This is a genomic window from Actinoplanes sp. NPDC048796 (assembly GCF_040650035.1).
Lineage (GTDB): Bacteria > Actinomycetota > Actinomycetes > Mycobacteriales > Micromonosporaceae > Actinoplanes.
On the sequence record NZ_JBEZGO010000001.1, the window covers coordinates 42,961 to 54,505 of the forward strand.

At 69.4% G+C, this 11,545-nt stretch carries 10 protein-coding genes; 5 read left to right on the forward strand and 5 right to left on the reverse strand.

The features are described from left to right. Positions 1-9: 9 nt before the first annotated feature. The 4 genes from AB0C26_RS00195 to AB0C26_RS00210 are packed head-to-tail and all read right to left on the reverse strand — an operon-like array spanning position 10 to position 5,392. Complete coding sequence (locus AB0C26_RS00195) at positions 10-1,761, reverse strand: glycoside hydrolase family 13 protein (protein ID WP_360239032.1); 1,752 nt, start codon at positions 1,759-1,761, stop codon at positions 10-12. Continuing rightward, entirely contained in the window at positions 1,758-2,600 is an 843-nt protein-coding gene (locus AB0C26_RS00200; RefSeq protein WP_360239035.1) for an ABC transporter permease subunit, read from the reverse strand. Before AB0C26_RS00200 ends, AB0C26_RS00195 begins: the two co-directional genes overlap by 4 nt. Further along, a complete protein-coding gene (locus AB0C26_RS00205) occupies positions 2,597-4,177 on the reverse strand; it encodes an ABC transporter permease subunit (protein ID WP_360239038.1) in 1,581 nt (526 codons plus the stop codon). Before AB0C26_RS00205 ends, AB0C26_RS00200 begins: the two co-directional genes overlap by 4 nt. Beyond that, positions 4,178-5,392 (reverse strand): maltose ABC transporter substrate-binding protein, encoded by a 1,215-nt coding sequence (locus AB0C26_RS00210; RefSeq protein WP_360239041.1) that lies wholly within the window; start codon positions 5,390-5,392, stop codon positions 4,178-4,180. It abuts the gene before it with no gap. A 217-nt stretch (positions 5,393-5,609) separates the two neighbouring features. Between AB0C26_RS00210 and AB0C26_RS00215 the strand changes: the two genes are divergently transcribed. Further along, entirely contained in the window at positions 5,610-6,659 is a 1,050-nt protein-coding gene (locus AB0C26_RS00215; protein ID WP_360239044.1) for a LacI family DNA-binding transcriptional regulator, read from the forward strand. Positions 6,660-6,982: 323 nt separating this feature from the next. Beyond that, entirely contained in the window at positions 6,983-7,279 is a 297-nt protein-coding gene (locus tag AB0C26_RS00220; protein WP_360239047.1) for a hypothetical protein, read from the forward strand. Here AB0C26_RS00220 and AB0C26_RS00225 read toward each other — a convergent pair. Further along, positions 7,276-8,286: a GNAT family N-acetyltransferase gene (locus AB0C26_RS00225; protein ID WP_360239050.1), complete on the reverse strand. Its 1,011-nt coding sequence runs from the start codon at positions 8,284-8,286 to the stop codon at positions 7,276-7,278. The genes AB0C26_RS00220 and AB0C26_RS00225 overlap by 4 nt on opposite strands. A 145-nt stretch (positions 8,287-8,431) precedes the next feature. Between AB0C26_RS00225 and AB0C26_RS00230 the strand changes: the two genes are divergently transcribed. Genes AB0C26_RS00230 through AB0C26_RS00240 form a run of 3 tightly spaced genes read left to right on the forward strand, consistent with a single transcriptional unit; the run spans position 8,432 to position 11,544 of the window. Beyond that, complete coding sequence (locus AB0C26_RS00230) at positions 8,432-9,202, forward strand: polysaccharide deacetylase family protein (protein ID WP_360239053.1); 771 nt, start codon at positions 8,432-8,434, stop codon at positions 9,200-9,202. Then, positions 9,195-10,337, forward strand: coding sequence for an aminotransferase class I/II-fold pyridoxal phosphate-dependent enzyme (locus AB0C26_RS00235; protein WP_360239056.1), 1,143 nt, complete (start codon positions 9,195-9,197; stop codon positions 10,335-10,337). The genes AB0C26_RS00230 and AB0C26_RS00235 overlap by 8 nt, the downstream gene beginning before the upstream one ends. Before the next feature lie 7 nt (positions 10,338-10,344). Then, positions 10,345-11,544 carry a glycosyltransferase family 4 protein gene (locus AB0C26_RS00240; RefSeq protein WP_360239059.1) on the forward strand — a complete coding sequence of 400 codons (1,200 nt, stop codon included), beginning with the start codon at positions 10,345-10,347 and terminating at the stop codon, positions 11,542-11,544. Position 11,545: the final 1 nt, after the last annotated feature.

Here is an 11,545-nt window from a genome sequence, read left to right on the forward strand (position 1 = left end):
ACGTCTCCTTCAACTGCGGACGGACCAGACCTGGAAGGTCGGGCCATAGCCATCGATGACTGTGGAACCATCGGGTTCGGTGTACAGCGGCCGCGCGCCGCCGTAAATGTTCTCGGAGGTCGTGCCGGGGATCAGGCCGGCCAGCCTGAACGGCGGGCCGGGCGACCGGCGGGCCAGGACCAGCAGGCTCTGATCGGCGCTCTCGCGCAGGAACATCAGGCTGTCCCCGTCGGCGTGCGCCCAGCGCAGGCCGCCGCTCCGGAGCGCCGGCGACGACCGGCGCAGCGCGATCAGGTCGCGGTAGAAGCCGAGCACCGGGGCGTCCCAGCGCATCGGCACGCGGGCCGACTCGTTGTCGGCGCCGGTCAGCCCGAGCTCGTCGCCGGCGAAGACCATCGGCGTGCCGGGCAGGGTGAAGAGCAGACCGGCCGCGACCTCCTGCCGCTGCTCGGAGCCGACGACAGTACGGATGCGGGCCGTGTCGTGCGAGCCCAGCAGCTGCCACGAGGTCGTCCACGACCGCCACGACATCTGGGCCGCGAACGCCGACATGGTCGCCGCCACCGCGGCCGCGTCGGCCACCGGCACCTCCTCGGGGACGCCCAGGAAGCTGTCGAAGGGCAGGTCGGCGGCGCGCAGCCAGCTCCACACCGGACGGGTGAATCCGGAGTAGTTCATCGTGCCGTGCCAGCCGTCGCGGTCGAGGTCGCTGGACGCGTCGTGGGTGTGCTCGGCGATGAGCAGACCGTCCGGATGGACGTCGTGCATGGCCTGGCGGAGCAGGGTGGCGACCTCGTGGGTGAAGTCGTCGGCGCCGAGGCGGGCTGTCATGTTGGCCACGTCGATGCGCCAGCCGTCCAGCGAGTACGGCTCGGACAGCCAGTGCCGGACGATCCGCGCGAACCGGCGGCGGAGCTCGTCACTGCCCCAGTTGAGCTTGGGCAGTGTCGGTTCGCCGCGCCACGACTCGTAACCGCCGTCCGGGCGGATGTAATAGAGCTCCTTCTCGTGCGGGAACCACTCGTGGGCGTCGCCGGTGTGGTTGGTGGTCAGGTCGCCGAGCAGGCGGACGCCGCGCTCGCGGGCGGCCGCGGAGAGCCGCTCGAGCGCGCGGTCGCCGCCCAGCAGCGGATCGACGTGGTCGAAGGTGGTGGCGTCGTAGCGGTGGTTGGACCGGGCCGGGAAGAACGGGGTCAGATAGACGGTGTTGGCGCCGAGGCCGGTGATGTGGTCGAGATGCCGCACGATGCCGTCCAGGTCGCCGCCGTACATCGTGCGCAGCGCGTCCGGCCCGCGCACCACTGGATCGTTCCAGTCGGCGGCGACGGCCCAGTCCGGAAGCGCGCGCTCGGTCGACGCGGCGAACCGATCGGGGAAGATCTGGTAGACCACGGCGTCGCGCGACCACGACGGCGGCGGTGGGTGGGCGACCACCCGGAAGTCGGTCGCGTCGGGCACGTCGTGCGTGGTCAGCCCCATCCCGGTCAGCCACCGCATGCCGCGGGTGGTGCCGAGCAGGAAGCGGTACGTGGTGACGGGATTGTGCACCGGCAGATCGGCCCGCCACCACGTGTCGCCGCCCGGCCCACGGCGATCCACGACGGCCGACGTGAAGACGGGCTCGCCGTCCCGGACCCAGCGCATGTGCACCCGCGACACCCCGGTGCCGCGCGGCACCCGCACGAAGACACTGACCGTGTCGCCGAGCCCGGGCGCCGGGTCGCTCACGTACAGCTCGCTGCCGTCGTGGTGTGGTCTCATCCCTTGACCGCCCCCGCGGTGAGACCGTCGGTGATGTAGCGCTGCAACAACTGGAAGACGAGCACGGTCGGGATCGCGGTGAGCAACGTGCCCGCGCAGAACATGCCGAAGTTGGCGTCCCGCTCCCCGGCGACCAGGCCCCACAGCCCGATCGACAATGTCTTGGCCCCGGTGTCGGTCAGGAAGACGTTGGCGATGAGGAACTCGTTGATGGTGCCGATGAAGGCCAGCAGCCCGGTCACGGCCAGGATCGGCGCCACCAGCGGCAGCAGGATCCGGAAGAACACCTGCGGATGGCTGGCCCCGTCGATGGTGGCCGACTCGTCGAGTTCCCGCGGCACGGTGTCGAAGAAACCCTTCATCAGCCACGTGTTCACGCCCAGCGCGCCGCCCAGGTAGAGCAGGATCAGGCCCCACCACGTGTTGAAGCCGATCGCCGGCCAGTAGTCGGTGATGGTGGAGAACATCAGGAAGATGGCCACGATGGCCAGGAACTGCGGGAACATCTGGATCAGCAGCAGCGACAGCAGCCCCACCCGCCGGCCGCGGAAACGGCGGCGGCTGAAGGCGTACGCGGCCAGCGCGCTCAGGAACACCGAGGCGGCCGAGGCGGTCGCCGCGATGACCACCGAGTTGAGGAACCAGCTGCCGAACGCGGTGTCGCCCAGCAGCCGGGTGAAGTTGCCGAACGAGGCCCCGCTCGGCACGAGCTGCGACGACGAGAGCGTGCCGAGCGGGTTGAGCGCGGCCGAGACGACGAAGACGATCGGCACCATCGCGAAGACCAGCATCAGGATCGCCACCCCGTGGCGCCAGCCGACCTGCTTGAGCCATTTCATGAGTAGACCTCCTCCTGACGCCGGGTGCGCCGGAAGCTGATCGCCGAGACGACCGCGACGATGAGGAAGATGAAGATCGATATAGCGGCCGCAAAGCCATACTGAGCGCCCGCGCCGCCGAACGCCAGCCGGTACGTGTAGGTGATCAGCAGGTCGGTGGCTCCGTTGGCCGGGTTGTCGGCCGGGAAGGGCGCGCCCTCGGTGGTCAGGTAGATCGCGTTGAAGTTGTTGAAGTTGAACGCGAACGACGAGATCAGCAGCGGGGTGAGCGCGACCATCAGCAACGGCAGCGTGATCTTCCGGAACGCCGACCACGGGCCGGCGCCGTCGATCCGGGACGCCTCGGTGAGCTCGCCCGGAATGGCCTGGAGGGCGCCCGTGGCGACCAGGAACATGTACGGATAGCCCAGCCACAACTGCACCAGGATCACCGCCAAGCGGGCCGACGCCGATCCGCCGAACCAGTCCACGTCCGTACCGAAAAGGTTGTTGATCAGGCCGAAGTCGGTGTTGAACATGTCCCGCCAGACCAGCAACATCGCGAACGACGGCATGGCGTACGGGAGGATGAGCAGCACCCGGTAGAAGGTGCGCCCCCGGACCCGCTTGGAGTGCAACGCGATCGCGCACAGCAGGCCGAGCACGAACGTTCCGCCGGTCGAGGCCAGGGCGAAACCGAAGTTCCAGACGAGGGTACGGAGGAAGGGGCCGGAGATCGCGGGATCGGTCAGCACCCGCGAGAAGTTGGCGAAACCGACTGTCACCTTCCAGCCCTGGGCCAGGCGCTCGCCGTCACCGGCCACGAACAACCCCAGGCTCTCGTCGGCCCGCCACGACCGGCCGGTCGCCGTGTCTCGCACGCAGTCACACGCGGCGTCGTAGACCCGGCCGGCCTTGCCCTCGTACGCCCGGGAGAGACCGGACGAGCGGATGGCGCCGCCGGCCGTGGGCACGGCCAGGGCGGTGATCTCCTTGCTGCGCACGCTCGCCTGGCCGGTGGTGAGGATGGTGTAGCCGTCGGCCGCGGTGACCCGGCCCGCGCCGGTGACGGTGGCCTCGATCGGGGCGAGGCCGTTCGCGTCACCGGCGGACACCCGTTTCGTGGCCGGGTCGGTGATCAGGAAGACGAGCGGGCCGGTGGCCGCGTCGCCGGTGGTCGCGACCGTCAGGGCGTACTGAACCGAACCCGGCACCTGAGTGACCGACGCGGTCTGAATGGCCACGACGGCCTCGGCCTTGCTGCCGCGATGGCCGTCGCCGAAGTTGGTGAAGGCGGTGCTCGCGGTGTAGAGAACCGGGAAGATCTGGAAGGCGATCAGCAGGACGGTGCCGGGGGCCAGGTATTTCGCGGGGATGTGGCGCGGGGTCAGGTAGAGGTAGAGCAGGCCCGCCGTGGTGGCGGCCAGGATGGCCAGTCCTGTCCAGGCCTCGTTCTCGATCAGCGGGAACGAGGCCCAGACGGCGATGGCGACCGTGAAGCCGAGAAGGACGATCTTCACGATCGGGTACGTCCGCCGGGTCTCCTCGGCGGCACGGGCCTGCCTGTCGGTGGCAGGCCCGTCGAGCTGCATGACCATTTACTTGATCGCTGCCTGGATCGTCTGGCCGGCGGTGGTGATCGTCTTCGCCGGGTCGGCGCCGCCGACCACAGCGGCCTCGGCCTTGCCGAACGGGTCCCAGATCGCGGCCATCTCGGGGATCGCCGGCAGCGGGATGCCGTTCTTGCCGGCGTCGATGAACTTCTGCAGGTCGGGGTCGCCGCCCTTGACCTGGTCGAACGCGGCGGTCAGGGCCGGCGGCCGGGGCTCGGCCTGGTAGAGCGCGACCGCCAGCTCGGGCGTGGTCACGTAGTTGGTGACGAACTCCTGCGCGAGGGCCTTGTTCTTGCCCTTCGAGGCGACGTAGAACGTCTGCACGCCGAGGAACGGCTGCGCGGGCTTGCCACCGGCGAATCCGGGTACGGGGCTGATGTCGTACTTGATGTTCGCCTTCTTGACGTCGGTGATCGCCCACGGGCCGGAGATCAGGTAGCCGCACTTCTTCGAGGTGAAGGTGGCGATCGAGTTCTCCGGGGTGATCGAGCGCTTCAGCAGGCCGCTGCCCTTCTCACCGATGGTGGCGATCTTCTTGAAGGCGGCCACCGACTCGGGCTTGCCGACGCCCAGGTCCTTGGGGTCGTAGTCGCCGCCGGCCGTGGTCCCGAACAGGTAGCCGCCGGCGCTCGAGTACAGCGGGTACAGGTGGTAGGCGTCGCCGTTCTGGCCGACCTGCACGCACAGCTTCGCCGTGGCCAGCTCCTCGACGGTGGCCGGAGCCTTCGGGGCCAGGTCGGTGTTGCGGATCAGGGCCAGGTTCTCCATGGCGTACGGGACGCCGTAGGTCTGCCCGTTGAAGGTGACCGCCTTGAGGGCGTTCGGGGCCAGGCCGGCGGTCTGCTCGGCCGACAGCTGTACGGGATCGACGGCGCCGTTCTGGACGAGGTTGCCGATCCAGTCGTGCGCGCCGACCATCACATCCGGGCCGCTGCCCTGCTGGGAGGCGGTGACGAAGGTGGTCTGCTGGTCCTTGGAGATGGCCTGGACCTTGACGGTCACGCCGTTCTCGGCGCCGAACTTGTCGGCGAAGGGCTTGAGGGCGGCCGAGCGCTTGTCGTCGGCCCAGATGACGAGCTCACCCTTCGCGGCGGCCTCGGCCGACGGCTTGGTGGAACTGGCGTCGGTCTTGTCGCCACAGCCCGTCATGAGCAGAGCGCAGGTCATAGTGGCGGCTACACCCACTGCACGGAGGCGCATGGTGGTCTCCCTTTGAAGGATCTTGCGTCAAATGCAAGCCAGCAACGTAAGGACTTGCCGGCCTGTTGATCGTCATATACGAATAAGCGCAGCTCACTGCCTCTTCATAGAGATCGGCTTGTGTCGCTGGCGTTGCGGGGACGTTAGCAAGTCCTTGCAATCAATGGAAGAGCTTGCAGGAACTCGCCGGAAACCCGGCGGCACTAGAGTTGTCGCCATGCGTGCACGGATGGCCGACATCGCCCGTCAGGCCCAGGTCAGTGAGGCGACGGTCTCGCGTGTCATCAACGACCGCCCGGGGGTCTCCCACGAGACCCGCCAGGCGGTGCTCACCGCTCTCGACGTTCTCGGCTACGAGCGGCCCGAAAGGCTGCGCAAACGCAGCGCCGGCCTGGTCGGCCTGGTCGTGCCCGAGCTCGACAACCCGATCTTCCCGGCCTTCGCCCAGGTGATCGAGTCGACGCTGGCCCAGCAGGGCTACACGCCGGTGCTGTGCACCCAGTCCCCCGGCGGCGTCACCGAGGACGAGTACGTGGAGATGCTGCTCGACCGGCAGGTCTCCGGCATCGTGTTCGTGTCCGGCCTGTCCGCCGACACCACCGCCGACCACGCCCGCTACCAGCGCCTGCTCGACCGCCCGCTGCCCATCGTGCTGGTGAACGGCTACGCCGAGGGCATCGAGGCGCCGTTCGTCTCGTGCGACGACCGCCTCGCGGGCGACCTGGCGGTGACCCATCTGGTCGCGCTGGGGCACCGGCGGATCGGCATGATCTCGGGCCCGCACCGGTTCATCTCGACCCAGCGCAAGCTGGCCGGCTACCGGCAGGCGCTGCAGCGCGAGCTGAAGGTGCCCGACTCCTCGATCGACGACTTCGTGTCGCTGACCCTGTTCGGCGTCGAGGGCGGCGAGGTGGCGGCCGACCGCCTGCTCGCGATGGGCGTGACCGGCCTGGTGTGCGGCTCCGACCTGATGGCCCTGGGCGCGATCCGCGCCGCCCGCCGCCGCGGCCTGTCGGTGCCCGGCGACGTCTCGGTGATCGGCTTCGACGACTCACCGCTGATCGCCTTCACCGACCCGCCCCTGACCACCCTGCGCCAGCCGGTCCCGGCCATGGCGGTGGCCGCCGTCCGCTCCCTGATGGACGAGATCAACGGCCACGGCGCCCCCCACTCGGAATACCTGTTCCGCCCCGAACTCGTCGCCCGCGACTCCACCGCGATCGCCCCGGCCCGTCGAGCCGTTCCCGTGGGCACACCCGCCTCCTGAAACTTCTTGCAGATTCTGCGTAATCTCTCCGCCCTCTCGCCGGGACGGCCGTGACACGCTGCCTTCATGGACGACGCGGAATGGCTCGACTCTCCTGCCGACCCTGAGGATGGGGACGACAATCCCTCGCCCGAAGTTCCAAGCTGGGATGCCTACGATGACACTGGGATCTTTCCCGACCAATCGAATTCCGAAAGGGTGCCGGACAGCCTCGGGCAGGAAGCGCGAGAGAGCCCACCCATGTTCAAGGATCGTGTCCCCTCGGCAAAGGGTTCAACCTCGAACTGGCTATACCTGTGCCGCAGGGCCGTCAATTCCTAGTGTTGGTCCGGCTCGGCAGGCACCGCGATGGTGGGTTCGACTTCAAGGTCGAGATTCAGAAGGTCGAGGACCGGTCCGATGGGGTGGACGTCGGGGAGGTTGCCGAGCTCTACGACGGGAAACGGCAGACGCTGCTCGGCGTTCCGACCGTCGTCGAAGGTGCGGAGCCGGGATCGTCCGATCCTTGGGAAGAATGGTTGGCGTTCTTGGGGCGCCGGCTGATCGACAACCGGGCCGACGTGATCTCGCAAGCGCCTGATCTGGCCTTTGTCATAACAGACCGCCGGAGTGACGCCTAGCGAGCGCGGATCAGGCGGGCCGTGGCTCGCTGCTTCAAGGCGAAGCCCTGCTTGGCGGTGTCGCGCAGGCGGGCCACCAGCGGGGAGCGGGAGCGGCGGGCCCAGGGGACGGGGACGTCGGTGGTGCCGTACTTCGCCTTGTAAGTGTTGCCGCCTACGAAGTCGAACTCGGTCAGGGATCGGGTGCGGGCCCAGCGCAGGGCGTGCCAGATCAGGGCCTCGTTGGGTCGGGACAACTGGTCGGCGCGGTAGCTGGCGCCGCCCCAGAAGTACATCGTGCGGTGATGCCAGGGTAGGACCGCGGTGGCCACGCAGCGGCCGGTGGTGTCGCGGGCGCGCAGCAGGAGCAGGTTTCCGGAGGGGCCCAGGCACGACATCAGTGATCGAACTCGGTCAATGGAATAAGTGGGTACGAGATTCTGCTTGGCGAATACGTCGCGGAGCTGATCATAGAATTCGGCGGCGAATGACGGATCGTCCGGGGACGCCTCCTCGATGACTATGCCGGACTTTCCCGCCTTGCGGATATTGCGGCGGCAGGCACTCGTCATCGCGGCGAACAGTTCGTCCTCGGTGGGGGTCAGGGAGATCACCGCGGTCGGGGCGGTGTCCCAGCGCAAGGCCAGGCCGTCCAGGTCGCCGGGGGTCAGGTGGCGGTCGCGGATCTCCACGTGGGCGCAGCCCAGATCGTCGAAGGCGAACGGCGTCAGGGCCTCGAGGGCGGCCCGGCGCGAGATCCCGGGCTGGAGCAGGAAGCCCATGTACGACGTGGTCCAGCCGGCCATCGGGCTGCCGAGGATACGCAGGCCGAAGCGCCGGCTGACCAGGCCGGTGAAGTGGCCCACGGTGTCGCGGCCGTCCTCGACCACGGCCAGCACGGGTGACGCGCCCTGAGCCTCGGCGACGAAGCGCAGCCAGGGGCGGGTGTGGAAGATCAGTCGGTCGTCGTAGGTGGCCCGGTCGGACCAGAGCGCGGCCGTCGGGTCCACCCTTCGCAGTCGCAGCATGGGCCTCACGATGCGCCGGGGCGTGTCGGCAAATCAAGACACTGAAGGATTCTCACGTTCTTGATGACAAATGCCACTGATGCTCGCGGACGGCCGTTTGGGAAGGTCGAGACATTCCCGGTCAACGATCTTTCGGGAGGGTCCGATGCAGACGCCGACCACGATCAAACGGCGCCTGAACGAGCTGGAGTTGCGCAGCCGGCTGCGGGCGCGGCCGCGTTTGCAGGGCCGGATCCTCGCGCCGGCCGGCATTCTCAAACGGCTGCCGGACACGGCCGGGCTCTACTTTCCCTTCTACCACGACGTTCCGGGCCGGTACGCGGACGACCTGCGCCGGCACCTGCGCGCCTTCCGGCAGCGCGGGCCGATGGTGAGCTGGGACGACGCGCTCGACATCCTGGCCGGCCGGCGAGACCCCGACGGGCCGGTCTTCTGCCTGTCCTTCGACGACGGCCACCTGAGCTGGCGCGACGTCGTCGTGCCCATCCTCGCCGCCGAGAAGGTGCCGGCCACCTTCTTCCTCACCACCGGGCTCGTCGGGCGGCCGGGCAACCTCACCTGGCCCGACTGCCGGGCCATCGCCGCCGCCGGCTTCGCCTTCGGCTCGCACACCGTCACCCACCAACGGCTCGCCGATCAGACCGGGTCCGAGGTCGTACGGGAACTGGCCGCCTCCAAACGGGAGATCGAGGACGAGGTGGCCGTCGAGGTGCGGGACTTCGCCGCCCCGTACGGGAATCCGGCCGTCGACTTCGGCGAGCGGGAGGTGACCGCGGCGCGCGAGGCCGGCTACCGGAGCTTCGCCACCACGCTGCGCCCGGCGATGCACCCGGGCGGGCCCGTGATGGGTATCCACCGGCAGGGCCTGCACCCGGCGTGGCCACTGTGGGCCGTGAGGACGCGGGTCCATGCCTGACACCCGGATCTACCTCTCCCCGCCCGACGTCGGCGACGTCGAGCGAAAGCTGCTGCTGGAGGCGTTCGACTCCAACTGGGTGGCGCCGGTCGGTCCCGACCTGGACGCGTTCGAGGCCCAGGTGGCCGAACTGACAGGCGTACGGCACGCGGTAGCCCTCAGCAGCGGCACCGCCGCCCTGCACCTGGCGCTGGTCGCGGCCGGGGTCCGGCACGGCGACACGGTTCTGGTGCCGTCGTTCACCTTCGCCGCCACCGCCAACGCGGTGATGTACCTCGGCGCCCGGCCGGTCTTCATCGACAGCACGCCCGAAAGCTGGAACGTCGACCCGGCGCTGGTCGTCGAGGAGCTGCGCCGCCGCTGCGCCAAGGGAAAACCGCCGCGGGCGGTGATCGCCGTCGACATGTACGGGCAGTGCGCCGACTACGATCCCCTGCTCGACGCGTGCGACCGCTACGGCGTGGCGCTGATCGAGGACGCGGCGGAAGCGCTCGGGGCCTCGTACCACCGCAAGCCCGCCGGGTCTTTCGGCCTGGCCGGGATCCTTTCGTTCAACGGCAACAAAATCATCACCACCGGCGGGGGCGGCATGCTCGTCACCGACGACGACCGGACCGCCGCCCGCACCCGCCACCTCGCCACCCAGGCGCGCGAACCGCTGCCGTACTACGAACATCGCGCCGTCGGCTACAACTACCGCCTCAGCAACCTGCTGGCCGCGGTCGGCCGGGGACAGCTCCAGCGCCTCGGCGCGATGATCGCCGCGCGCCGCGAGACCGGCCGCCACTACCGCGCCGCCCTCGGCGACCTGCCCGGGCTGAGCTTCATGCCGATGGCCGCCTACGGCGAGTCGAACTGGTGGCTCACCTGCCTGCTGGTCGACGCCGAACGGTTCGGCGCGAGCCGCGACCGGATCCTCGACCGGCTGGCCGCGCACGACATCGAGGCCCGGCCCACCTGGAAGCCGATGCACCTGCAGCCGGTCTTCTCCGACTGCGTGACACGCGGCGGCGAGGTCAGTGCCGGCCTGTTCCGCCGCGGGCTGTGCCTGCCGAGCGGATCGGCGCTCACCGAGCACGACCGGGAGCGCGTCGTGGACGTCGTCCGCGCGGTAGCGGCCGAGCAGAAGGGGTGAGCGCGGGGTGCGCATCGTCTACATCCACCAGTACTACTGCAATCCGCGGATGGCCGGCGGCATCCGCTCCTACGAACAGGCCCGGCGGCTCGTCGCCCGCGGGCACGAGGTCCACGTCATCACGACCGACATCACCGGCGTCTCAAAATCCTTGACCTGGCGGCGTACGGACGACGACGGCATCCAGGTGCACTGGTTCGCCGTTCCGTACAACAACGAGATGTCGTACGGCCGCCGGATCTGGGCCTTCGCGGAATTCATGGTGCTGGCCGCGGCGAAGGCGGCCGCCCTCAAAGCGGACCTGGTCTTCGCGACCAGCACGCCGCTCACCGTCGCGGTACCCGGCGTGGTCGCCGCCAAGCTGCGCCGGGTGCCGTTCGTCTTCGAGGTGCGCGATCTCTGGCCCGAGGTGCCGATCGAGATGGGCGCGCTGCGCAACCCGGTCACGCGGCGGCTCGCCGGCGCGCTGGCCGGCTTCGCCTACCGCAACGCCCGCGAGGTGGTGGCGCTCTCGCCCGGGATGGCGGCCGGGATAGCGGCGCGGCGCCCGTCCACGCGGACGACGGTCATCCCGAACGCGGCCGACCTCGCCCTCTTCCAGGTGGACGAGTTGGAGGTGAAGAAGTTCCGCACGGAGCACCGCTGGCTCGCCGACCGGCCGCTGATCGTCTACACCGGAGCGCTGGGCGCGGTGAACGGCGTCTCGTACCTGGTCGAGGCGGCACGGGAGATGGACCCCTCGATCCAGGTGCTCATCGTCGGGCACGGCCGCGAATGGGAGTCCACCAAGGCGCTCGCGCGAACCCATGGGCTGCTCGACGTGTCGGTGCACATGTGGGAGAAGGTCCCGAAGTCCGAACTGCCGGTGATCCTGGGCGCGGCCACGCTGTCGACCAGCTTCGTCCGGCCGATCCCCGCCCTGTGGGACAACTCGGCCAACAAGTTCTTCGACGCCCTGGCCGCCGGGCGGCCGATCGCCGTCAACTACGGCGGGTGGCAGGCCGACCTGTTGCGCTCGACCGGGGCCGGGCTCGTGCTGGACCCGGTGGACACGTCCGCGGCCGCGGCGACCCTCGAAGCGCACTGCCGGGACGAGGAATGGCTGGCCCGGGCGCGCGCGGCCGCGTACACCATGGCGGTCGAAAGGTTCTCCCGCGACAAACTCTTCGAGCAGTTCGCGGCCGTGCTCGACCGAGCGGCGGCCTGAC